We start from the raw sequence: 24,571 nt of genomic DNA on the forward strand, positions 1-24,571 counted from the left end.
GCCGTGGTCGATGGCGGCGTCACATGGCACGGTAAGCGAATTCTCGGTGGAGAGCCGAGCACCCAGTGCCCCTGAGTTCATTTCATCTAATGTGCTCGTTCGAGTGAATCAGTCTCGATAGGAATGCGTTTCCATACGGCATTGAAGCGAAATTGTGCCCTTCTGAACGGGACAGCCCGGCCTACGCGGTCCGCATGCAGTGATATAGATGAGTTGGAACGGCGATACGACTCCAAGATCATTCTCATCAATCGAGGCGTGAAGGCCGAATGATGCAAGAATCAAATCCCTCAAAGATCCATGTGCAGATCAGTCTTGTTGGCACTGGTGCCCCAACTGCACCTCCAGCCGACTTTGCGCACATTGTCAGAACCGAGCTCACCGGTATCGGCATGTCCCAGATGGAGGAGACTCCTGCTCAGCCCGAGCCGCAGGGGGCCAAGGTGATCGGCGAGATCCTCGCCGTCTCCTCATTGCTCCTTGCGGCAGGAGAGGTGTACGGGAAATCCGAATCACTGGTGCGGGGGCTGCGTCAGTTGCAGACACTCGTCGCCAATACCGGTCGCCTGCTCAGAGTCCGAATTGCCGGAGAGGAGATCGACCTCTCCCGTCAGACCGCGGAACAGATCGCGGCCCGTGTGGACTCCAAACTCGCGGGCACGTCGTCAGGAGCGCGGAAAGCGCTTATCATCGCCAATTCCAAGTACCAGGACGATCGACTGGCACGATTGCGGGCGCCGAGCAAGGACGCGGAGGCGCTGAGCAAGGTTCTCGGGACCCCCGCAGTCGGCGGATTCGATGTCGAACTCCTCAAGGACGCGGACGAGACCACGATCCGCCGCCGCATCGACGACTTCTTCTCCGAACGACGGTACGACGACCTTTTGCTGTTGCACTTCTCCGGTCACGGGATCAAGGACCAGAACGGACAACTGCACCTCGCCGCCCGGGATACTGACATGAGACGGTTGAGCTCGACAGCGGTGCCGTCGAATTTCATCCGAGACCGCATCGACCACTCGGCGTCACAACGCGTCGTACTGATCCTCGACTGCTGCTATAGCGGCGCGTTCCCAGCCGGCGCCCAGCATCGCGGTGCCACGGACGTATCGGTGGCCGACACGTTCGGAGCCGGCCGGGGCCATGTGGTGCTCACCGCTTCGAGCGCGACCGAGTACGCGTTCGAAGGCGACGCGATCGCACAGAACGAAGGCGAGCCGTCGTTCTTCACCGGGGCGTTGGTCGAAGGCATCGAGTCGGGCAATGCCGATCTCGACTCGGACGGGGCGATCGGCGTGGATGAGCTCTACGAATACGTCCACCAAGCCGTCCGCTTGCGAACGCCGGCTCAGATTCCGATGAAGTCTGGCCGGGTCGAGGGCGAGTTGGTGATCGCGAAGAGCAACAGAACGCCCCGACTTCCCGAGCGCATCGTCGCGGATTCGCAGAGCGCCCACGCGACGGTGAGGGCGCAGGCCGTGGAGGAACTGCGGCGGTTGAGCGAGTCCACCCAGACCGGCCTGAAGGCGGCAGCGATCGCAGAACTGGCCCGGATGAGGGACACCGACGACAGCCTCAACGTGCGCCGTGCCGCGGCCAACGCGATCGGGGAGCGAGAACGTCGTGCGATGCCGATGAATCCGATCCCCCAATCACCGCCCTACCCGCCCATGCACACACAGGTCTCGCCGCCGCTCGTCTCGACGCCCCGGACCACTCCCGCGGTGTCCGCCTCCGCGCGCGAATCGAGTCCAATCGCGCAGAGGTCCCTTCGGACGGCAGGTTGGATGCTGGTGGGCACGAACATGTTCAGCCTGATATTTTCCTTCGTCGCATTCGGCCTCAACAGCGAGCGAGAGCCGCACTCGTACACCACGAACCTCGGAATCGCGCTGATTCTGCTGTTTCTACCGATGCTGGTGCCCGGCATCATGCTGGTCAGTGCCCCGCGCACGCGAGGTCCACGCATCTTCGGACTCGTCTGTGTCTGCATTCAAGGGGCGGTCGGGCTCTTGTGGATCGGCTCCGGGCCGGTCTACTTCCTCGTCGGCGGCGCGCCGTGCATCGCCGCGTGCGCCTATGGGGCCCTGCTCATCCTGCGGATCCCGGAGGTTCGGAAGGGACCCGAATTCATAGCCCTCGACTGAATCGTCGGCGTGCACCGACGACGCATGGGCTCGGCTGATCCCCCTGCGCGATCACCTCCACGAGGTCCACCGGCGGGGAAGCCGTGCTCATAGCCGAGCGCGTGCCCGACAGGCCGCCAGCGACCGGTGTACGGGTGCTCCGGCTCGGTCGTCTGGATACGGCGGAAGCCCGCATTGGGCTCGTCGACCGCGTCGTGGAACGACGGTGAGTTCATGTCCACTAACTAGCAGACCGCCGCCTACTACTCGAACGTGTCGTGATCCGATCGATGGTCGGGAGTGGCGCCGCGTTCGTTTCTTTCTGCGAGGCGCTGGACGTGCCCGACGGATATTTCGCTTACCCACTCCCAGCCTGGCTTGGCCGTCGGGCCGACTCGCAGGTCGGTGGGAACACGGCCTTCGCTCAAGACGAGCACATACGCCCGGTCCATCTCGATCCGGGCGCGCAACTCATCGGCTCCGCCTACCGACCCGTGACCGGGGACGACGGAATCCACCTTGCCTGCCATGCCTTCGAGCAGCCGCAACCCGACAAGGTATTCCTCGATCGGGTCATTGGTGTCGTTCAGCTCGTCGAGATTCGGAACCAGCACATCGGAGAGCATGTCGCCGGCGAGGAGCACCCCGCGTTCCTCGATGAGCAGCGCCGCATGGCCCGGGGCGTGCGCCGGATGCTCGATAATCTGTACCTGAGGGCCGTCCCATGGAAGCCGCGCAGTTCCGGCTGGCAGTCCGGTAATGAGGCCGAACAGGTCCAGCGGTGTGTCCTCTGCGATCTCCGGAGGCAACTCCGCGGCGGCACGGGACTTCCAGTCGGCGTTCGCCCGAAATCCCCGCATGGTAGCCGCACAGAGCGCCGTCCCGTAGCGGGTAGCTTCCCCGAGATCGGGGTGCCAAAGCACGTGGTCCCAATCAGGATGCGTCGCGAAGCCGGCCACAACGCTCTGGTTCAGCCCGCGAAGGTCGCTCGCGAGACAGGCCATTTCCGCTCCCGTCAGGCCCGGGTCGACGAGCAGCACGCCGGTCCGGCCTTGCACCACAATGGCGTTGTTCTCGAGCAATTCGCTCTGGTGGGTCCACACGCCTTCCGCTATCCGACTCAGCACGATGCTCCTCCTCTGTATTCCCGTTCGGCCAACCGGGCGCTGAGGCGTCGGGGCCCCAGGGCGAAGCCACCGACGTATGTCACATCCGAGGCGGGCGGGAACTCCAGGTTCCGTGACGGGCGCGCAATGGCGCCCACCGCGGAAGGGCCGACGCATATGAGACTCGTCGTATACGGAGCCGGTGGCGGCACCGGCCGTCGACTCGCACGGCAGGCACTGGACGCCGGCCACGACGTCGCGGCGGTGACGCGCCGCCCCCGCAAGTTCCCCATCGAGCACCCACGACTCGACGTCATCGGCGGCGACGTCCGCGATCCGGGCGCGGTCGCCGCCACTGTGGACGGCGCCGACGCGGTGCTGTCGACGCTCGGGACGACCTTCAGCCGCAAACCGATCACCCTCTACAGCACCGGAATCACCAACATCATCGCCGCAATGCGCCTGCACGGCGTCACAAGAGTCGTCGCGGTCACCTCCAGCGCCGCGGAACCGCACCGCCACGCCGACGGCGGTCTCCTGCTCAACCACGTCATCCAGCCGCTGGTGACCAGGACGATCGGGAAGTCGACGTACACCGACATGCGGGCGATGGAGTCGCGCCTGGTGATGAGCGGACTCGACTGGACCGTCCTGCGCCCGTCCGGGCTGTTCGACACGGACACCGTCAGCGACTACTCGCTTCGCGAAGAGGTCACCGACGGGATCTTCACCAGCCGCGCCGACCTGGCCGCGTGCCTGCTCGCCCAGGCCACCGACACCGCATGGATCCGCAAGCGGGTGGGCGTCTGGACCACCGTGGGCACACCGAGCATGTGGCAGATGCTCCGCGGCTCCACGCAGGGGTGATGGTCCAGGTCGCCGAGACAGGGGGGAAGGCGACGTCGTGCGGGTTCAGGCGGGGGGCGCCTCCTGGAGGGCGCGCACCTCGATTCGGCTCCTCAGGGCGCGCGATGCCTGCTTGGTCCATTCGATGGCGTCGTCGTCGTTGTCGGCCTCGATCACCCAGAAGCCGCCGAGGTACTCGTCGGCCTTCACGAACGGGCCGGGTGTGAATTCGGGACCGTCGCCGGTGGCGTCCACCGTGGTCGCGGTCGACGGCGGCTGCAGTCCGCCGGCGAACACGAACGCGCCGGACTCCTGGAGCGCGGTGTTGAAGGCCCCGACGTCGGCCATCACCTGCTCCAGCTCCGCGGGGTCCATGGTCGCCATCGTCGGCTCCTCGGCGGAGTCGTGCGGGAGGCTGAGGAAGTACTGCGTCATCGTGTGCTCCTTGGCCGCTGATGTGCTTCTCGGCTCGAATCGAGCCCTTGCCCGAACGCTACGGAGGATTCGGGCGACGGCGAATCAGTCATCGTGACTGGTGTCCGAAGGCGCGTGGCCTGCCTCGGACGAGGCGGTTCAGACCTCGGCGACGAGGTCGGCCAACTCTCTGCGCGCGGTGACCCCGAGCTTCGGGTACGCCTTGTAGAGGTGGTGGCCGACCGTACGCGGACTGAGATACAGCTGCGCGGCGATCTCCTTATTGGTGTGCCCGGCCGCGGCCAACTGCACGACCTGCAGCTCCTGCCCGGTGAGCAGGGTGAGCGGGCCGCTGCCGCGCTTCTCGCTCCTGGCTCCGCCGAGGGCGGCGAGCTCGCCGTGGGCTCGCTCCGCCCACAGGGCCGCGCCGAGGCGATCGAACCCGGCGACCGCCGCCTCGAGGTGGGCCCGAGCCTCGGTGCGTCTGCGGTGACGACGCAGCCATTCGCCGTAGACCAACCGGGTGCGCGCCTGGTCGTACGGGCCGCCGTACCGCTCGTGGAGCCGCAGCCCTTCGGCGTAGAGCGCTTCGGTCTCGTCGCCCTCGGCCAAGAGCGCGCGGCAGCGCAGCACGAGTCCGGTGGTGACCGGCCGGTCGACCTGCTCGGCCCAGTGCGCGAACTCCTTCAGCGCTTCCTGTGCCCGATCCGGTGCCTCGCCGCGCACAGCCGCCTCCACCAGGTCGGGCACCGCCCGCATGAGCACGTCGCGGCGGGCTGGGCCGCGGCAGACCCGTTCGAGTCCGTCGAGAGCCGCCTCGAACCGCCTGGCCGAAAGGTCGAGCATTGCGAGGCCCCAGGCCGCGATCTCGGCGTTCACCCGGTGCCGGTTCCGGGCGTCGGGGAGCACCTCGGCGGCCAGATCCCGGCAGCGGGCCTCCTCCCCCGACACGGCGTGGAGCCACACTTCCAGCGACCGGTGGGCGAGGTTTTCGGTCGAGTTGCCGAGTTCGTCGCTGATGGCTGCGCCTTCCGCGACATGCGCGCGGACGTCCGCGAACTCGCCGCGGAGCAGTCGCGCCACCGCGAGTACGTCGAGGGTGTAAGGGACCCAGCCCACCGCCCCGGTCGCCCGCACATGGGCCAGCATGTCCTCGGTCCCGGTGACGACGAGGTCGTCGTCGGCGATCAGGAGACCGCCGAACCCGGCAGTGATTCGGTGCATCAGGTCGAGGTCACCGCCGCTGACGGCGGCTTGCAGGTCGCGCATCGGGCCGACGGCCGACTCCGGGCGCCCGGCGAACAGTTCCGCCCACCCGAGGAAGGCGGCGACCACCTTCGCCCAGTTCTGCGACGGTGTGAACTCGCGCAGCAGATCCGCGGCACGCTGGAGGAGGTCGTGGGCCGCACCGTGCCGGGCGGCGTGCATGGCTTCGTAGAGGGTGAGCGCGGCACGCTCGGGATCGCTGTCGAGCACCAGCGTGCCGGCTTCGATCGTCAGTTCCGCATCGGTTCGCGGCGAGATGCGTTCGTACGCCACGGCGCCTTGGACGTAGATGGCTTCGGCTCGGATTCCGGGGTCGGTGGTCAACGAGAGCACTTCGGCCGCGAGCCGGGCGGCGCGGTCGGGCTTGCCCGCGTCGAACGCGGCCTGGGCGGCCCGGGCGATCCGCCCGGCCTTCAGTTCCGGGTCGCTGCTGAGTCGACCGGCGCGCTCGTAGGCAACGGACACCGCCATCGCTCCCCCACGGTGCCGGGCGCGCTCTGCGGCGCCTTCGAGCTCGACCGCCACCGCCTCGTCGGGAGTGGTGGTGGCGGCGGCGAGATGCCAGGCGCGGCGGTCGGCGTCGGCGTCCGCGATCAGGGCGTCCGCGTACGCGCGATGCACCTCGACCCGTCGATGCAGCGGCTCGCCCCGATAGGCGGCGGCGCGCACCAGTGGATGCCGGAACTCTATGCGGCTCCCGATCCGGACCAGGGTGGCGCGTTCCGCGGGCGCCAGGTCGGCGGCGGCACCGCCGAAGGTCTCGACCACACGCAGGATCGTCTCGAGTGGCGCCGTGGAGTCGGCTGCGGCGACCAGGAGCGCTCGTCGCGTCGGGCCGGGCAGCTCCACGATCTGCCGGCGGAACGCCGCTTGGACGTGAAGGGGAACCGGCAGTGTGCCCACCGATCCGGCCGGGTCGGACAAGTCGAGGTCATCGGTCTCACGTCGGATCGATCCGAGCTCGATGATCGCCAGGGGGTTGCCGGCGGATTCCTCGAGCACGCGGGCCCGCAACGGGTCGGCCAGTTCCGGCGCATGACCGTCGAGCACTCGGGCGGCATCCTTCAACGCGAGGCCGGACAGCTGCATCACCTCCACACCGGGCGTCTCGAACGGCATCGACGTCTCGCGCACCGCGAACAGCATGGCGATCGGGTCGGCCTCGAAGCGGCGGGCCGCGAACAGCAGCGCCTCCGCGGAGCCCTGGTCGATCCACTGCAGATCGTCGACGACGCAGAGCAGCGGGGCGTCCTCGACCATATCCGCGAGTAGCGCCAGGGCGCCGGCGGAGATCAGGAACCGATTCGCCTCATCGCTCTCGGCCAGCCCGAACGCGCCGCGCAATGCCGCGGCTTGGGGCCGCGGCAGAGCCTCCAACCGGTCCAGATGGGGAAAGAGCAGGTGGTGCAGGCCCCCGTACGCCAGCTTGGAGTCGGATTCAACCCCGATTCCGCGAAGTACCTGGAAGCCTTCGGATCTCGCCATCGACACCGCACGGTCGAGCAGCGCCGACTTACCGATGCCCGGCTCGCCCCGCACCACCACGGCGCCGCTGCGCTCGACGCGCGCATCCGTCAGCAGTCGTTCGATCCGCCCCAGTTCGTCGTCTCTTCCCACCAGCGACATGCAGTCACGATAGCCGGTTCCGTGAGCATCAGTCGGGCTCCGGATCAGGTTCTGTCTCGAGAGCTCCCACCTCACCGGCATCCCCGAGCGGCGCGGATCCGTCGGCCGCGTCGCCGTCCACGGCCCGTGACGACGAAGCCGCCGCCGAAGGTGTCCTCCGGGTATTCGTCCGGTCGGTTTAAAATCAGTCTCAATGACTTGTAATCAGATCGAATGGACGGCTTTCATGATCGGTGTTCCTGCGTCGTTTCCGAAGTCATCGCGCGCGGGGTCGCCGCGATGACGGTCTTGCTGTGGGTGGGGGCGCTGAGCGCCTGGCTGTTCATCGTGACCTTCGCGCTCGACGGGTGGACTCGGCCGGGATACCGGCCGATGCGGGACCCGGTCAGCGCACTGGCGCTGGGACCGCGCGGGTGGCTTCAGACGGCGAACTTCATAGTGTGCGGTCTCGGGATCGCGGTCGGCTCGATCGGCGCTGCCGACGCACTGGACAGCCCGCTGCTCGGTGCAGTGATCGCGGTCTTCGGATGCTCCCTGGTCGCCTCGGGGGTGTTCCCGATGGATGCGATGCGGGGGTACCCGCCGGGAACTCCGGACACGACCCCGACGGACGTATCGATGCGCCACAAGCTGCACGACTGGGCCGGAGTGCTCGTCTTCGGCTCGGTTCCGGTCGCGGCGATCGTCGCGGCCTTCGCGCTTCCCGAAGCCGGATGGAAGTGGTACTCGGCGCTGACCGCGGCCGCTGCATCCGTGGGCTTCGTCGTGTTCGGGCAGGCGTGGGAGCAGGATCATCCGCGCTCCGGTCTCGCGCAGCGCGCGACGATCGTCGTCGGCTGGGTCTGGCTCGGGCTCGTGTTCGCGCATGCGGCGGGACCGCCGTAGGCGCACCGCTCGGGCTCGGTTCAGGGGCACGGTTGCGATGATTAGTACGATCGGACTAGAATCAGTCCATGCGTTCAGAAAATGAGTCGACCAGTCAGAAGAAGCGGTCGTTCATCGAGCAGGCGCGCCGCGCCCAGATAGTCGACGCGGCCGCCGAGGTGGTGGCGGAGGCCGGCTACGCCCAGACGTCCCTCGCGCGGATCGCCGAGCGGGCCGGCATCAGCAAGGGCGTGATCACCTACCACTTCACGAGCAAAGACGAGATACTTCGGCTGGTCGCCACCCAGTTCTTCGACCGCGGCTGGCAGTACATGGAGTCCCGGATCGCGGCCCAGGAGACGGCGGCCGGACAAGTACGGGCGTGGATCGGATCCGAACTGGAGTTCTTCGGTGCGCATCGCACCGAGTTCCTCGCGATGAGCGACATCATGGCCAACCATCGCAGCGAGGACGGCTCGCACGCCTACGCCGCCGAGCTCGCCGAGGAGGTCGACGGGCTCGCCGAGATCCTGGCCCGGGGCCAACGCGACGGCGAGCTGCGCCGGTTCGATCCCCGCGTCGTCGCCAACATCATCCTGCGCTGCACCGACGGCGTCCTGGAGACCTGGGCGTTCGACCCCGACCTCGACTTGGAGGCGCAGTCCGCCGTGCTCCTGGAATTCATCGACCACGCCATCGGCAAGGAATAGACATGAGCGCTGCGATCGACGACCTCCCTATGCCCGACCTTCGGCCACCGAAGCACCGGGTGGAGCGACGCGCCATCGGCTGGTGGATGCTCCAGTCAATGCTGCTGGCCGGGCCGATCCTGGCCGCGACGACCACCGCCTACATCCTCTGGGAGGCAGCGCGACCGTGGTCGCTGGTGGCCGTGATCGCTTCGTCGGCGCTGCTGGTCGCGGGCGTGATGATCGAGCCGCTGTGGCGGTATCGAGTCCACCGCTGGGAGACCACCGATGAGGCCGTTTACGCCCGGACCGGGTGGCTGGTCCGCGAATGGCGGGCCGCACCGCTGTCCCGCGTTCAGACCGTCGACGCCCTCCAAGGACCAGTCGAGCAACTGCTGGGCCTGTCGACACTCCGCGTGACCACCGCATCCTCGGGCGGTGCCATAGATATCGGCGGTCTCGACAAGGACACCGCCGCTCGCATCGCCAAAGAGCTGACCCTGATCGCGCAGCTCACTCCCGGTGATGCGACATGAACTCGTCTCTACCCCGACAGGCCGCATCGACGCCCCCAGGAGCCGACCGGCACTGGCAGCGGCTCAGCGCCCGCATGATCTGGGTCGACCTCGCCCAGAGTATCCTCTCGCTCCTGCCCGCGGTGATCGCCGTCTGGGTGATCGGCGTCGATCCCGGCACCGGACAGATATGGCCCCTCGTCGGGCTCGCCGCGGTCGGCGTCCTCGGCGCCATCGCCGACGCGCTCCGCTGGGTGTTCACCCGATACCGGATCACCGCATCGCATGTCGAATTGAAGACCGGCGTCCTCCTGCGGGCGCACAGGTCGATCCAGCGCGACCGCGTCCGCAGCGTCGACATCGAGGCCAAGCTCCGCCACCGGTTGTCCGGTCTGCGGGTGGTGAAGATCGGCGCCGGTCAGCAGGCCGCCGACGGTGAGTCCGCCTTGGCATTCGACGCTTTGAGCGCCGTCGACGCCCGTTCGCTGCACGAACGTCTCCTCAACCCGGTCGAGGAGCCCTCCGACCGAGGCGGCTCCGCACGCCAGGGCGATGAGTCATCGATCGCCGCGCCAGACCCGCCTCTGACAGTGTTCGCGCGCTTCCAGCCACGCTGGGTGGTCTACAACGTCTTCAACATCTGGGTCTACGTCCTCGCCCTCGGATTCGGATGGGGCGCCTACTGGCTGCTGGGCGCCTTCGGGGTGAACGTGGTCGATCTGGTCGGCCGGCTGCTGGACTGGGACTCCCTGGGGTGGACCGGCACCGCCGCCGTCGCTCTCGCCGCGATCACCCTCATCGGCGCGGCCGGTCTGGCCGTGACCTATTTCGCCGAGTACTGGAACTTCGAGCTGGCCAGGGTCCGCGGCGCGGAGGGCACCATGCTCCGCACCCGGCAGGGACTGCTGACCACCAGGGAGGTCAATCGCGACGAGGACCGCATCCGCGGCATCCAGATCTCCGAACCGGTCCTGTGGCGGTGGATGGGCGTCAGCGACACCACTGTGATCACCACCGGGCTCAGCATGTGGTCGATGGCCCAGCCCGCCGGCATCCTTCCCCGCGGCCCCGTCGCCGCCGCCCGCCGTATCGCGTCCGAGGTCCTCGACGCAGAGGAGGACCCCTTCCAAGCTCCACTCGTGAAGCACCCCGCGGCGGCGTTGCGTCGCCGTCTGTGGTGGGCCACCGCCCTCTCCGCCTGCATCGGCCTTTCGCTGGCGTGGCTCGCGGCGACCGGCGTACTGCCCCATGGGGCGATCTGGGCGGCGGCCGTGTTCTGGCCGTGCTCGCTCGGCGCGGCGTACATCGCCTATCGCGCGCTGGGGCACGCAATCGTCGGGCGATACCTGGTCACGCGTTCCGGGCTGGTCAGCCGCGCCACGACCGTCCTGCAACGCTCATCGGTGAGCACCATCGTGATCCGCGAGTCGCTCCTCCAACGACGCCTCGGACTGCGAACCGTCTCAACGATGACCGCCGCCGGATACGGCGGCTACGTCACTCCCGACATCGAAGCGCGCAAGAGCTTGGCCTTCGCACTACGAGCCGCCCCGGGAGTGCTCGAACCCTTCCTCACGGCGCACGACAACAGTGAACTTGCGCCCGTGAAGAGCCCCGGACCGACGCGTCCACACCGCGAGGCCTGAGTCCGACCGACCCCGGAACGGTCCACGACCACATGTCGCTGTCCTGTCCGGCGCCGAGTCCTCGATACCGTGGACCGCACATGAACCATGAGACTGGCATGGTCAGCTCATCGCGAGCTCCCCGGAACCGCGGGGATCGACTCGTTCGCGACAGGGGTCACCGAGCGCCGTGATCATCCTGACCTCTTTGGATCGAGAGGTCGCGCAATACTCCTCAGGTTCGTGAGACCGAGGTATCCGAACCGACGAACTGGAGTCCTGGTATGCCGGAAGTCGACGAGGCTTCTCCGATACCGACGCTGAGCGTCATCGTCCCGATCTTCGACGTCGAGCGATATCTCGACGCATGCCTGCGCTCGATCGCCGAGCAGTCGCTCACCGACCTGGAAGTGATCATGGTCGACGACGGATCAAAGGACGCGAGCGCGAGCATCGCCGAGGCGTGGGAGAAGCGAGACGATCGGTTCACGCTCCTCACGCAGGAGAACCGCGGCCCGGGGTGCGCCCGCAATCGAGGCATCGACCGCGCACGCGGCAAGTACCTGGCGTTCATGGACAGCGACGACATCGTGCTTCAGGACGCGTATCGACGCATGGTCGGCGTGCTCGAGGAGACCGGGTCCGATTTCGCGGTCGGCGGCCTCGAGCAGTACGACGGCCGGTCGCATTGGAAGATCGACAAATACCACCAGACCGTACAGAGCGACGCCCGCCGGCAGCATATTTCAGCGTCACCGGAACTCCTCCACGACACCCTGGTGCCGAACAAGGTCTGGCGGTCCTCGTTCGTGAACCGGCATGGCATCCGATTCCCCGAATGGAACTACTACGAGGACATCCCCACACTCATCTACGCCCATTTCATAGCCGATCACGTCGACCTGGTGTCGGAGCCGATGTTCTATTGGAGGATCCGGGAGTCGGGCGACTCGATCACGCAGGACCTCAGCACCGACATACGGAAGTTCACCGACCGGGCGGCCGGGATCGGGAAGAACCTCGAGCTGTTCTCCCGGCACCATTCCCAGCGTCTCCACGCCGAGTACACCAGGCACGTGCTCCGCTGGGACTTCCGCTACTACCTCAACATCTTCGACATGCTCGGCGAGCGCTACCGCGAAGCGGTCCACGAAACCGTGCGCGCGATCGTCGGGCCCGACGCGAAGACCCTGCTCGAAGACCTCGGATTCACCGACCGCATCAAGTACGAGCTTCTGCTCGACGGCGATCTCTCGTCCTTGGCCGTATACGCGAGGCTGTGCCGGGAACGGCGACTCGACGAGATTCCGGCGGTGGCGCGAGACGGCCGGGCCGAACTCGATCTCGCCTCCCGGATCGACATCGGCCCCGGCTTCGATACGGGGATCCTCGAATGCACCGACCAGCTGCGGCTGGTCTCCTCGGTGTCGGATCTGCGAATCGAAACCGGTGCCCTCGTCATCGAGGGAACGGCCCGCATCAGCCGTCTCACCGGGATCGACCGCAGGCAGGAACAGGTCCAAGTGTGGCTGGAAGACGGCGACAGCCGCATCGAGGCCCGGGTCGAGCCCCGCACTGATCCCGGCGCCGCCGCGCGAGCGGGCATCGGCATCGTCGGCGCGGAGCACACCGGGTTCACCGCGACCATCCCGATCTCCAGCATCCACCGCCGCGGCCGTGGGTCCTCTCGCAACTGGACGGTCATGGGCTCGGCGACCTGCGGGGGTCTTCGCACCTCAGGGCCCTTGAAACCTTCGACCTCCATCCGCCCGCTGCTGCGCCGCCTTTCGGGCTCGACATGGCTGCGAGCGAGTTCGGCGCACAAGGGCACCTTGACAGTGCGGCTCCGCGACGAGTTCGTCGTGGCGACCCGAGCGTCGATCGACGATGACGCCGTCGAACTGTGCTTGTGGACGTCCCCCGGATTCTCGGGAGAGTTGCTGCTGGTCCTTCCGGGCATCGAAGAAACCACCTGCGAGGTCCCGATCACCCGGCGGCGGCCGTTCGCCCGGACCGGCATCGCCCGCATCCCCACCAGCATGCTGCGCCGGGCCGTGGACGAATCGGATCGGTCGGATGAGCGCTCCTGGCGGGTCTACGCATGGTCGAAGACCAGGAACAGCAGTCGGCGTGTGGACGCCACCGAGGATTTCCAGGCCGCCCGCCGCATCGCCGGCGATCGCGAATGGTTCCCGCTCCGCACCGGACCGGGGGTGCTCCGCATCGTCGACCAGCCGACCCGACCGCTGCTCCGCCGGGCTGACTGGGGTGCGGACGCGAGCCTGTCGCTCGACATCGAATACCCCCGAGCGGGATCGGTCAGCGAAGTGGTGTTGCGCTCCGAGGCTGCCGACGTCGCCCACCTGTTCCCGGTCGAACCCACCGCCCGGGGATGCAGGGCCAGGATGGACCTCGGGGCCATGGCCGCCTTCGGCCGCACGCAGCCCATCCGGGCCGGAATCTGGGACCTCTGCCTCCGGGAGGACGACGAGGAGATCCCGGTCGGCGTGGCCGACGGCACCAGCGGATGGCTGCCGGTCGAGACCCGCCACCGTTCACGCGGGTACGCGGTCGTCGGCCGCCGGTTCCGCTCCGCCGCGGTCCTCGTGGAATCCGATCTGGACGAATACGAGCGCGGCAGGGCGAACCAGCACCGACTCAGAACCGTGGCCTACCCCGCCGCGAAGGGGCGCCTTCGCGACGCGATCCTCTACGAGGACTACCAGGGCCGGCATTTCTCCGACAGTCCCCGCGGTATCTTCGAGGAGCTAACCGCCCGCGGCGCCGATCTGGAGCACCTGGTCGTCTCGGATGATCAGCAGGCCACCGTCCCCGACGGCGCGGTCCCAATCCGCAGGAACGGCCGCGAATACTACGATGCGATGGCCCAGTGCCGCTTCATCATCGCGAGCACCCATCTGCCCGCGTGGTTCGAGAAGGCCGACGACCAGACCGTCGTCCAGACCTGGCACGGCACGCCGCTCAAGCGCATCGGCTTCGACGTGAACTCCAAGGACTACATCAATCCGCACTATCGCGCCAGTATCGCCCGCGAGGCTCCCATGTGGGACTACGTGGTCTCCGCCAGCGACTACACCTCGCCGATCATGAGGAGCGCCTTCGGCTACCACGGCCCGCTGCTGGAGACCGGGCTGCCGCGCAACGACCGCTTCTTCGGCCCTGACGCCGAGGCGTGCTACCGGAACGTGCGCGATCGCCTCGGCATCCCGCAGGACCGCAAGATCCTGCTCTACGCTCCGACCTGGCGAGACCGGCGGCAGAGCAGCGGCGAAGGTCTCGACCTGGAACTCGAGGTCGACCTGCGGAAGCTGGCCGACCGCGTCGGGGACGAGTACACGGTCCTGTTCCGAAAGCACGCCATGTCCCGAGGCCAGCTGCCGATGGAATACCGCGGCGCGGCCCTCGACGCCTCCGCCTACCACGACGTCCAGGACCTGCTCGTCGCCACCGATCTGCTGGTAACCGACTACTCCTCGCTGATGTTCGACTTCGCGAACACCGGTCGACCCATGGTCTTCTACACCTACGACCTGGAACGGTACCGCGACGAGATTCGCGGCTTCTACTTCGACTTCGAGTCCGTGGCGCCGGGGCCGCTGGTGCCGACCGAAGACGAGCTCACCGCGGCGATCTCCGGCATCGACCTGATCCGCGAGCGCTACGACGACCGGTACCGGGAATTCCGGAGCAAGTTCTGCACCTGGGACGACGGCAAGGCCGCGGCGGAAGTGGCCGACGCGGTGTTCGGCGCGGTATGAGTTCAACTGGCCGTTCATGCGGCATTAACCGGTATGAGTCCACCAGTTCAGGTAAAAAGGGACGATGTCATCTAGTCCGGAAACCAGCGCCCGTCAGTACACTCCCCGCCGGACCGGGAAGTCGCGGCTTCTCCGGTTCGCGCTTACCGTGGCCGGTCTCGAAGTAGTCGGCATCGCCGCCGTCACCGCGTTTCTGGCGCTCGGCCGTCTCGACTCCACACTCGCGGCATTGCTGGTCCTTACACTGATCGTCCTCGGCGGATTCGCCGTGATCGCGGCCGTCCTCGCCCTCATCAGCATCCGGCTGCGCGACGACCTTCGCGAGAGCGGCGACAGGCTCGCGCGCATCCAGAAAGAGCTCGCCTACAGCGGCGCTCCGCCCGTGATCCACCCGACTGACAAGGCGGACACGGACCTTATAGGAGCCCTGGCCGAATTCCGGACCGAAGCGATGCTGTGCCACGACCGCACCGCCGACGCACTCGAAGACCTCAGTCGCCAGGTCGCCGGCCTCCACGGACGGCAGCCGAACCAGCGCACGGCACGCAGCGACCTCGAGACCGTATGATCACCGAGCTCCTGCTGAAGCACGTCCCCAAAGGCACCGCACTGGTGGCGACGACGGGGTTCTCACCGCCTGACCGCGCCGAGCCGCACCGCAGGCCCCCCGCTCGACTCAGGACGGTGGATCTCGACGCGTGCGAGCCCAGTGAACGGCCCGCCCCGCCGAAATCGGGCACCGTGGTGGTCCAGGCGCGCACTTTCACCGACCTCCGGCGTGCGGTGTCGCTCGGTTCGATGCTCCCCGAGGCGCGGCGGCTCCTCGTCATCGTCGAAGAGACCCAGGGCATCCATCTGCCGACGCTGTCGCAGCGCACCGAGATCCGACAGATCCGGTTCGACCGCTCCGACGGCTGGAGCTGGGCCCTCGACGTGCGATTCCGCAAGGCCACAGCGCCGCGCCGCGTGCTCGCGGAAGCCGCCGGAACACACCGTCACGGGCCCGCCCACATGGCGCCGCGCGTGGCGCTGGTGGGCCGCGGCGCCGCCCACTGGCGTCCCGGCGATCCCGGTGCGGTGACATCGCCGTGGCAGCACCAGCGCGACGAGGACGATCGGTTCTCCCCGGCGGACCTGGTGATCCACACTGAACCCGCCGACCCGGCCACTTGGCCCGACCCGCGGGCGCGCCTGGTGGAGCAACTCGACTGCGACCGGCTCACCTGGTCCGAGCTGGGCCGGTCCGAGGCCGGGCACGACGCCCGGGGGCTGGTCAGTGAGGTGTCATGCGTCGAAGCGGTGCCCCCGATCGACGAAGCGACGGTGAATCCGATCGGATTCGCCGACCGGCACACCGCCAGTGCGGCCGAACTCGCGCAGACGGACGGCCGCTGGACCGTCCGCAGCGCCGCTGAAGACTTCGAACCGGTGGTACTGCCGCACTCGGGCGCCGTCGGCGACGCTGACATCGCCAAACTCCGAAGCCTGCGGTCCATCACCATCCGATGGGGACATCACTCCGGCCCCTTGGCGGCCGTCCGCGCCGCCGCCAGTCTCGCCGCAGCGGGCGTTCCGCTCGCTTCGCCGCCTCCGCCGCTCTGGGCCGGCGCGCTCGGCCCGGAACTGACCCGCGTCCTCGTCGCGGGCGCCGACATCGATCTCGACGACCCGGTCGCCCGCGAGGAGCACAGTATTCGACTGCGCCGCGCCGCACTGCGTACTCATTCGACGGCCGCCCGGTGGGCTCACCTGTCGGAGAAAGCCGGATTCCCCGGTCCGAGACGACCCACCGTGTCGGTGCTGCTGTGCACCAGACGCCCGGAGTTCATCCCGTTCGCTCTCGCCCAGATCGCCCGCCAGCGCCACGTCGACCTCGAAGTCATCCTGACGCTGCACGGGATCGCAGCGGACCTGCCCGAGCCCAAGCGGGCGATCGCCGAGTTCCCCCGACCGCTCACCGTCGTCGACGTCCCGAGCACGGAGGTCTTCGGAGCGGCATTGAACCTCGGTGCCCAGGCCGCCTCCGGCGACTTCCTCGCCAAATGGGATGACGACGACTGGTACGGGCCCGAGTTCCTCTCGGACCTGCTGCTGGCCCGCTCCTACACCGGCGCCGACCTGATCGGCTGCGGCGACCAGTACATATACCTGCAACCGCTGGATGTGACCCTCTTCAGACGCATCGCCACCGAACGCTACGCCGGGCACGTGACGGGAGGTTCCATGCTGATCGACCGCGACCTGTTCAACGAGGTCGGAGGCTTCGCCCCGCTTCCTTGGGGAGAAGACCGAAGCCTGCTCATCGCGGTCGACGCCGCGGGCGGGCGAACCTACCGCGCGCACTCCTTGGGATATCTCGTGCACCGCAGGGAATCAGGGCACACCTGGAACCCTTCCGTCGCCCACTTCCTCGACCGCGCCACCAACCAGCGGCACGGATTCGCACCCAGCGCACTACTGGAATTCGACGACCTCGAGACGGAACTCGTCGCTTTGAACGGCGGGTCTCCCTTCGAGGCCGTCTGGCCGCGAGGCTCGTCCGCGGCCGGAGGCCGAAGCCCCGGCGAATGACGGGGCGTAGGGTTTCGGATCATGGATGCGTTGACAGGACGCTATGGCCGGGACGTCGCTTCGGCGATGGGGACGGTGTTCGGGCCGCGCCTGATTGGTGTCTACCTGCACGGCTCTGCGGTGCTCGGCGGGTTCGATCCCCGGCGAAGCGACATCGACATTCTCGCCGTCTGCGAAGGGCCGATCAGGGTGGCGGAACAGTCGGCCGTGGCGGATCGGTTGAGCGAGCGGCAGCTCCCCTGCCCCGCCCAGGGGCTGGAGTTGAGCATCGTCACGCCGGCGGTCGCCCAGCATCCCACGGCGCAGCCGGCTTTCGAGTTTCACATGACCACGGCACCGGAGGACGGCAAGGTCGTCGACGGTCACGGGCTCGATGGCGACCCCGACCTGGTGCTGCATTTTGCCGTGTGCCGCAGTGCCGGGCGCGTGCTCGGTTCAGGCCCGGCCGCGGCCGAGGTGTTCGCCCCGGTCTCCCGTGACCTCGTCGTCGCGCAACTCGAGCTCGAGCTGCGCTGGGCCGTCGAGCACGCCGACGGCGAGTACACGGTGCTCAACGCCTGTCGTGCCTGGCGATTCGCGGTGGACGACGCTCTGGTGTCCAAGGTCGACGGCGGGCGATGGGCGCTCGACCGAGTGGCGGGCCCGGACCGCGAGCTGATCCAGACTGCCCTCGACCGCCAACGAGGCGCCCTCGCCTCAGAGCTCGACCCCGACGCCGTCCGTCGATTCATTCGACAATCTCTCTCACACCTCACTGGCGCTTTGCCGAAGCAGTAACCCCCTTCTTGTCGCCGCCCTCGGCGTGCGGCGGTGTTGAACCCAACCGGTTCGTTGAGGTCCCACATGGCTCAGCGCTGCATCATGATCCGATGAGTCACCTCAAGAACGTTGGTATCGGGATTCTTCTGGGGATACGGCACTGCCGCTCCGGCCGGAGGTCATGGTCGTTCCGCGGCGCGCTTGAGGTGGCCGAGCCAGGCGGTGAGCGACTCCTCCAGGGCCGCCTGCATTCCGGTGACATCGGCCAGCACTGGGGGCCCGTCCCAGGACTCCTCGGTTCGGACGCGCACCGTGTCGCCGTCCGGTTCGAGGGTCCAGGAGTGGATCCCCTCGATACCATATGCCGCGCCGCCCCATAGGATCCGGTGCGGCGCCTCGATCGTGTACACCGTGGACTCGATGTCGAGACCGCCGGTGCTCCAGCGGAAGGCGCGGTTCTTCCGCAGCGATCCCGCGGCTTCCGCGAAGGTGATGTCCGGTTGCCACCTCGGCCACGAGGGCACGTCGGTCAGCAGTGCCCACACCTTCTCGAGCTGGGCGTCGATGGCGATGCCGCGGTCCACGACCACCGGCGCGTTCTGATCGATGCTATCTCTCATGCGACCAGCATCGCTCCGGTCCGGGGCGGTCCGCGTCGGTGAAAACCACCTAGTTCAGGTCGGGCATGTCCCGCAATTGCCGACGCGAGGTGATGCCCAGCTTGCGGAAGATGTTGCGCAGGTGGGCGTCGACCGTCCGCGGGCTCAGGAACAGCCGCGTGGCCACCTCCTTCGAGGTCGCCCCGGTGGCGACCTCTCGCGCGATGTGCGTCTCCTGCATGGTCAGGCGGTCGTAGGTGTGCTCCGAGCGCGAGCGGGCCGCCTCTCCGGTCGCGCGCAGCTCGTCCGCGGCACGGCTGGCGAACGCCTCCATGCCGATGTCGGAGCACTGCTCATAGGCGGTGCGCAGCTGCTCGCGGGCGTCGCGGCGGCGGCCCGACCGGCGCAGCCATTCCCCATAGCGCAGGTGCGCCCGCGCCAGGTCGGGCGCGAGCGAGGTGCGCCGCAGCCGCTCGATCGCCTCCCGGTAGTCGTCCTCGTCCCCGCCGACCAGGGCCCTCGATCCGGCGGCGGTGCCCAGGGCGTAGTCGGTCCCGGCCGGTTCGGTGCGCTCGATCAGCGAGGCGAGCGCCGTTCTGGCGGTGCCGTCCTCGCCGCAGTGGACCGCGGCCTCGATCAGTTCGGGCAGGACCATGCCGGTCAGCAGGCCGCCCTTGTCCAACGCTCGCTCGGCCGCCTTGAGGGCGGCGGGGTAGTCGGCCAGGCCGTTGTAGAGGACGGCCGCGGGTCCGGGGTCCTGTTCGACCATTTGGCCGACGCCCCGGTTCGCGGCGTCGGCGAACAGGTCGATCCCCTCTCGGCGGCGGCCCCGTATCCCGGCCAGGAACACCCTCGAGTACATCTGCGGCACGTCGCCGACGGCGTCGGCGATCGCCTCCTCCTCGGCGATCGCGGCGATCGCCCGCCCGAAGTCGCCGGCGAAGACCGCCGACATCGCCGCCTGCGAGAGACCGAGCCGGATCGTGATCGGTGAACCGGACTCTCTTCCGGTGCGCACCAGCCAGTCGACGATCGAGGTGTGCAGGTCCATGTCCCACAGTTCGCCCGCGACCATCGTGGCCAGCGCCGGTGCGCGCTTCCAGCCCTCGTCGTCGCCGGTCAGCGCCCGGCGCAGCGCCGGGACGCCCGCGCGGTGCCCCTCAGTACTCAGGCGTATCAGCGCTTCGAGCAGGTCGGGCGCCGACGCGGGCGGCGCGGTCGCGGATGCCTCCAGGACCCGGTCCATCACCCCGGCGGCCCTGCTGACGACCAGTCCCATCTCCAGGGCCGCCACGTGGCATTCGCGCGAGCGCTGCGGGTCGGTCTCGGCCAGGCGCCGCGCCGCCCGCAGGATGTGCTCGGGCCCGCCGTCGGCCCCTGAGACGAACGCGATCCGGCCCCGCAGCAGGTCGACCTCCGCCAGCCGGGCGGCATCGAGCCTTTCGGCGTCGACGCTGGACAGCAGGGTCGAAGCCGCGCTCGGATCGCCGGCTTCCAGCGCCGTCCGCGAGGCCGCGATCGTGCGCTCGGTCTGCTTGCCCGGATCGAGCGACAGCGCCGCCGCCCGCTCCCAGAACGCGGCGGCGGCCGCTACTCCCCCGCGCGCCTGCGCCCGTGAGGCGGACGAGGCGAGGTCGGCGGCGACGTCCTCGTCGGGCCCGGCGGTGGCCTGCGCGCGGTGCCAGGCCCGGCGGTCCGGCGCGGCGACCGGGTCGGTGACCTCGGCCAAGGCCCGGTGCGCCGCGCGCCGCTGGTCCGGTTCGGCCGCCCGATACGCGGCCGAGCGCGCCAGCGGATGGCAGAACCGCGTGCGCGTGTCGAACCGCGCCAGGCCCGAGGACTCGACGGCGGCGCTCGCCGCCGGAACGTCGATGCCCATCAGTTCGGCCGAGGCCCACAGCAGCGAGGGGTCGCCGGTGGGGTCGGCTCCCGCCACGGTCAGCAGCAGTCGCGCGTCGGCGTTCAATGCCGTCACCCTGGACCGGAAGCTCCGCTCGACCCGGCCCGCGACCGGTGACGGCGTCGGCAGTCCGAATCCGCCGGCCTTTGGCAGCTCGATGAGAGCCAGCGGGTTCCCGCGCGCCTCGGCCAGCACCCGGTCGCGGACCCGCTGATCGATCGTCACCGCCTTGGCCTCGGCCAGCAGGGCGCGCGCGTCGGCCTCCGACAGTCCGCCGAGGGCCAGTTCGGGCAACTCGTCCAGGCTCTGGACGGCCTCTGAGTCGCGCGAGGCCAGCAGCAGCGCGATCGGTTCTGCGGCGATGCGCCTGGCCAGGAAGGCCAGTGCCTTCGCGGAGGCGTCGTCGAGCCAGTGGGCGTCGTCGACCAGGCACAGCAGTGGACGGTCCGCGGCGGCGGCCGAGAGCAGGCCGAGAGCGGCCAGCCCGACCCGGAACGGGTCCGGCGGGTCCTCGGCCATGCCGAAGGCCACCCGCAGCGAGTCGCGTTCGGGGGCCGGAAGCTCGTCCAGTCGCGCCAGGATCGGCACGCACAGCTGGTGCAGTGCCGCGAACGGCAGCTCCCCCTCGAATTCCGACCCGGTGGCGCGCACGATCGCGAACCGGTTCGCCGAGGTGTGCTCGAGATGGTCGAGCAGGGCGCTCTTGCCGATGCCCGGCTCTCCGCGGAGCACGAGCGCGCCGCCTTCGCCGCGCCCGGCGGCGTCGACGAACTCCCGCAGGCGCTCGATCTGTTCGCCTCGGCCGACGAGCCGACGGGGCGGCTGAGTGCGCATGGCGCCAACCATACGTGGCCGGCCCCGGCGGCGCTCACCGCCGAAGTCGAGCGGACCCGCCTACGGCAGCGGGGGTTCGGGCGGGCGAACTAGGCGATCGTCACCGATGCGGGCGGGCCCGCCGCGAAGCGAACGTTGGGGACGGAACGCTCCCGAACGAAGGACGAGACGATGATCGACGAAACCGAAACCACAATGCCCTCCAGGGCGCGGCCTCCGCGCGGAGTGGCGATGGCCGGACTGGCCGTCGCGATGTTCCTGGTCGTGCTCGACTCGGCGATGGTGAACCTCGCCGGGGCGACGATCCGCGAGGATCTCGCGCTGAGCGCCACCGGACTCACGGTCGTCGTGTCGAGCTATCTGGTGGCCTTCGCCGGACTGCTGCTGCTCGGCGGACGCCTGGCCGACGTGCTCGGCGGCCGCCGGGTGTTCATGGCCGGCATGGCCGTCTACCTGGCGGCGTCGGTCGTCTGCGCGACCGCCCCCGACGGGACGGTCCTGACCGCCGGTCGCATCGGGCAGGGGATCGGGGCCGCGGCCCTGATGCCGGCCGCGCTCTCGCTCGTGCTCGCGCTCTACCCGTCTCCTGCCGAACGCACTCGGGCGGTGGGCCTGTGGGGCGCGGTCGCGGGCGCCGGAAGCCTGGTCGGGGTGTTCCTCGGCGGCACGCTGACCGACCTGCTGGGTTGGGAGTCGGTGTTCTGGGCCCCGGTGCCGTTCGGCATCGCCGGAGCGATCGTCGTGTGGGTCTCGACGCCCGCCACCCCGGGCCGCCCCGGGCCGTTCGACCTGGTCGGCGCGGTCACCATCACCCTCGGAATCGCCGCTGTGACGTTCGGGACGAGCACCGCCTCCGAAGCCGGATGGGGCTCGCCGGGAGCGATCGGCGGCCTGTCGGTCGGCCTGGCCTCCCTGGCCGCGTTCGTGATCGCCGAGCGGCGGTCGGCGCATCCGCTGGTCCCGCTCGGGGTCTTCCGCAGGAGACCGGTGGTCGCGGCGAACCTGATGGTGCTGCTCGTCGGCGGCACGCTCACGAGCATGTTCTTCTTCCTGCCGCAATACCAGCAGGAAGTGCTCGGCATGAGTCCACTTGCGACCGGAATGTCGCAGCTCCCCATCGCCGCCATGATCATCGTCGGCAGCGTCGCGGCCCCGGTGCTGTCCAAACGGCTCGGCCTCGCCCACGCCCAGCCGATCTCCCTGGCCGTGCTGCTGGCCGGAATCCTGTGGCTGGCCGTCGATCCGACTGACGCGGGCTTCTCGGTGAGTCTGGCGGGCGCGTTCACGCTGATCGGCGCCGGGCTCGGCCTGGCCCTCGTAGGCGCCACCACGATGGGGGTGCGCGACAGCGGCGGCGGCGAATCGGGCCTGCTCAGCGGCCTCATCAACGCGTCCCAGCAAGTCGGCGGCGCGGTCGGGCTCGCCGTCGTCGCCGGGATCGCCATCCGCGCCGCCGGGGCCGGCGGCGACATCGCCTACACCACCGCGTTCCTCGGACAGGCCGGACTCATCGGCATCGCTCTCGCGCTGTCGCTCGTGCCGTCCTCGAACGCCCGGACCGCCGCCGTCGCCGCGGCGCGCTGACAACGAATCAACATCGAGAAGGGACACAACCATGAAAACGTCAACCGTGCTGGTGACCGGAGCGACCGGGACCGTCGGGTCCGCGCTCGTGGCCGCACTGCGGCCGACCGGCCTCACCGTCCGAGCCATGACCCGAGATGCCGCTCGCGCCGTCCCCGGCGTCGAGAACGCCGTCGCCGACCTGCGGGACCCCGAGTCGATCGCCCACGCGCTCAAGGGCGTCGACGCGGTCTTCCTCAACAGCCCGTCCGCCGAGGACGCCGCCGAACTCCAGGTCCGCTTCGCCGGTCTGGCCCGCGACGCCGGCGTCCGGCACCTGGTGGTGCTGTCACAGTACGCGGCGCGGGCCGACTCGCCGGTGCGGTTCCTGCGCTGGCACGCCGCGGTCGAGGCCCATGTGCGCGGCCTGGGCCTGGAGCACACCGTGCTGCGCCCCAACCTGTTCATGCAGGGGCTGCTCGGTTTCGCGCCCACCATCGCGCGGGGCTGGTTCGCCGCGCCCATCGGCGGGGCCGCCGTCAGCGCCGTCGACACCAGGGACGTCGCCGACGCCGCGGCGGCCGTACTGACCGGCGCTGGGCACGAGGGGCGCACCTACACGCTGACCGGTCCGGCCGCGGTGACCCACACCGAGATCGCGCGGGCGATCTCGGCCGCCACCGGGCGGGACATCGTGTTCCGGGACGCCACCGCCGAGCAGTTCACCGCCGCGCTGGAAGGCGTGATCCCCGCCTGGCAGCTGGCGGGCCTGGTCGAGGACTACGCCCACTACGCGCGGGGGGAGGCCGCCGAGGTGCATTCGTCGGTCCCCGATCTGACCGGGCGGCCCGCGCGGGGCATCGCCGATTTCGCCGCCGACCACGCCGCCGCCTTCGCGTAGGCGGCCTTCCGCAGCAAGCGCAGAGAGGACGAAACGATGATCTACCACTGCATCCGATTCACCCCCAAGCCCGGCGTCTCACCCGAGGAGGTGCGGTCGAGCCTGGAGCAGATGCACCGGACCACCGACGCGATGACACCGCCGATCAAGTGGTCGGTGATCGGCCGCGACTTCGGCGGCGAGTTCGAGTACGGCAGCGTCGCCGTGGTCGAGGACCTCGACGCTTACGAGCGGATGATGTACCACCCGGCCCACCTCGAACTCGACCGGATCGGCCTGCCACTGGTCGAAAGGTTCATGTCCTTCGACATCACCGACGACCCCGATCCCGAAGTCGGCGAGAAGATCGCCGACATCCACCGGCGCCGGTTCGCCGACGAGCCCGACATCGCGCAGATCGTCTCCGACATCGGCGACTACACCGGCAGCGCCGCCCCCGGCGGTCATGGCGAGTAGATAGCCGACGGGGCGAGAGCGGACCGCCGGAGAGCCGCCTCGGCCGACCCGCCGAGGCGGCTCTGCTCGTGTCCGCCGGATCGAGGTGGGGCTAGGCGCTGCACGCCACGGTCGGGGTCGCGCTGTCGCCGT

At 69.1% G+C, this 24,571-nt stretch carries 18 protein-coding genes; 13 read left to right on the forward strand and 5 right to left on the reverse strand.

All coding sequences use genetic code 11. The annotated features are described in order from the left end of the window. Positions 1–269: 269 nt before the first annotated feature. The gene (locus JFB92_RS17775; protein WP_199041945.1) at positions 270–2,147 is read left to right on the forward strand and encodes a caspase family protein; all 1,878 of its coding nucleotides are present in this window, start codon (positions 270–272) and stop codon (positions 2,145–2,147) included. A gap of 242 nt (positions 2,148–2,389) precedes the next feature. Here JFB92_RS17775 and JFB92_RS17780 read toward each other — a convergent pair whose 3' ends face one another. Further along, positions 2,390–3,253, reverse strand: coding sequence for an MBL fold metallo-hydrolase (locus JFB92_RS17780; protein WP_199041947.1), 864 nt, complete (start codon positions 3,251–3,253; stop codon positions 2,390–2,392). Positions 3,254–3,409: 156 nt separating this feature from the next. Between JFB92_RS17780 and JFB92_RS17785 the strand changes: the two genes are divergently transcribed. Further along, a complete protein-coding gene (locus tag JFB92_RS17785) occupies positions 3,410–4,099 on the forward strand; it encodes an NAD(P)-dependent oxidoreductase (protein ID WP_199041949.1) in 690 nt (229 codons plus the stop codon). A 45-nt stretch (positions 4,100–4,144) separates the two neighbouring features. Here the strand turns inward: JFB92_RS17785 and JFB92_RS17790 are convergent, their stop codons facing one another. Beyond that, a complete protein-coding gene (locus JFB92_RS17790; protein WP_199041951.1) occupies positions 4,145–4,513 on the reverse strand; it encodes a YciI family protein in 369 nt (122 codons plus the stop codon). Positions 4,514–4,651: 138 nt separating this feature from the next. After that, on the reverse strand, positions 4,652–7,384 hold the full coding sequence (locus JFB92_RS17795; protein ID WP_199041954.1) for an ATP-binding protein: 2,733 nt from the start codon (positions 7,382–7,384) through the stop codon (positions 4,652–4,654). 279 nt (positions 7,385–7,663) lie between these two features. On the opposite strand from JFB92_RS17795, the gene JFB92_RS17800 reads away from it, so the two are divergent. From JFB92_RS17800 to JFB92_RS17835, 8 genes are all read left to right on the forward strand, one after another. Continuing rightward, complete coding sequence (locus JFB92_RS17800) at positions 7,664–8,269, forward strand: DUF998 domain-containing protein (protein WP_199041956.1); 606 nt, start codon at positions 7,664–7,666, stop codon at positions 8,267–8,269. 68 nt (positions 8,270–8,337) lie between these two features. Then, positions 8,338–8,958 (forward strand): TetR/AcrR family transcriptional regulator, encoded by a 621-nt coding sequence (locus JFB92_RS17805; RefSeq protein ID WP_199041958.1) that lies wholly within the window; start codon positions 8,338–8,340, stop codon positions 8,956–8,958. Positions 8,959–8,960: 2 nt separating this feature from the next. Further along, positions 8,961–9,473, forward strand: a complete 513-nt coding sequence (locus JFB92_RS17810) for a PH domain-containing protein (RefSeq protein WP_233163451.1) — start codon at positions 8,961–8,963, stop codon at positions 9,471–9,473. Continuing rightward, complete coding sequence (locus tag JFB92_RS17815) at positions 9,470–11,098, forward strand: PH domain-containing protein (protein WP_199041968.1); 1,629 nt, start codon at positions 9,470–9,472, stop codon at positions 11,096–11,098. The genes JFB92_RS17810 and JFB92_RS17815 overlap by 4 nt, the downstream gene beginning before the upstream one ends. A 263-nt stretch (positions 11,099–11,361) precedes the next feature. Next, positions 11,362–14,856, forward strand: a complete 3,495-nt coding sequence (locus JFB92_RS17820; RefSeq protein WP_199041970.1) for a bifunctional glycosyltransferase/CDP-glycerol:glycerophosphate glycerophosphotransferase — start codon at positions 11,362–11,364, stop codon at positions 14,854–14,856. 148 nt (positions 14,857–15,004) lie between these two features. Further along, a complete protein-coding gene (locus JFB92_RS17825) occupies positions 15,005–15,424 on the forward strand; it encodes a hypothetical protein (RefSeq protein ID WP_199041972.1) in 420 nt (139 codons plus the stop codon). Then, complete coding sequence (locus JFB92_RS17830) at positions 15,421–17,427, forward strand: glycosyltransferase family 2 protein (RefSeq protein WP_199041974.1); 2,007 nt, start codon at positions 15,421–15,423, stop codon at positions 17,425–17,427. The genes JFB92_RS17825 and JFB92_RS17830 overlap by 4 nt, the downstream gene beginning before the upstream one ends. Before the next feature lie 21 nt (positions 17,428–17,448). Further along, positions 17,449–18,204 (forward strand): aminoglycoside adenylyltransferase domain-containing protein, encoded by a 756-nt coding sequence (locus tag JFB92_RS17835; RefSeq protein WP_199041976.1) that lies wholly within the window; start codon positions 17,449–17,451, stop codon positions 18,202–18,204. Between the two features lie 161 nt (positions 18,205–18,365). Here the strand turns inward: JFB92_RS17835 and JFB92_RS17840 are convergent, their stop codons facing one another. Then, positions 18,366–18,806: an SRPBCC family protein gene (locus JFB92_RS17840; protein WP_199041978.1), complete on the reverse strand. Its 441-nt coding sequence runs from the start codon at positions 18,804–18,806 to the stop codon at positions 18,366–18,368. Between the two features lie 49 nt (positions 18,807–18,855). Further along, the gene (locus JFB92_RS17845; protein WP_199041980.1) at positions 18,856–21,519 is read right to left on the reverse strand and encodes an AAA family ATPase; all 2,664 of its coding nucleotides are present in this window, start codon (positions 21,517–21,519) and stop codon (positions 18,856–18,858) included. A 171-nt stretch (positions 21,520–21,690) separates the two neighbouring features. On the opposite strand from JFB92_RS17845, the gene JFB92_RS17850 reads away from it, so the two are divergent. Genes JFB92_RS17850 through JFB92_RS17860 form a run of 3 tightly spaced genes read left to right on the forward strand, consistent with a single transcriptional unit; the run spans position 21,691 to position 24,439 of the window. Beyond that, complete coding sequence (locus tag JFB92_RS17850; RefSeq protein WP_199041982.1) at positions 21,691–23,103, forward strand: MFS transporter; 1,413 nt, start codon at positions 21,691–21,693, stop codon at positions 23,101–23,103. Positions 23,104–23,134: 31 nt separating this feature from the next. Beyond that, the gene (locus tag JFB92_RS17855) at positions 23,135–23,983 is read left to right on the forward strand and encodes an NmrA family NAD(P)-binding protein (RefSeq protein ID WP_199041984.1); all 849 of its coding nucleotides are present in this window, start codon (positions 23,135–23,137) and stop codon (positions 23,981–23,983) included. A gap of 36 nt (positions 23,984–24,019) precedes the next feature. Next, positions 24,020–24,439, forward strand: a complete 420-nt coding sequence (locus JFB92_RS17860; RefSeq protein WP_199041986.1) for a Dabb family protein — start codon at positions 24,020–24,022, stop codon at positions 24,437–24,439. Positions 24,440–24,571 lie beyond the last annotated feature (132 nt).

It is taken from the genome of Glycomyces salinus, assembly GCF_016428645.1.
GTDB lineage: Bacteria > Actinomycetota > Actinomycetes > Mycobacteriales > Micromonosporaceae > Glycomyces > Glycomyces salinus.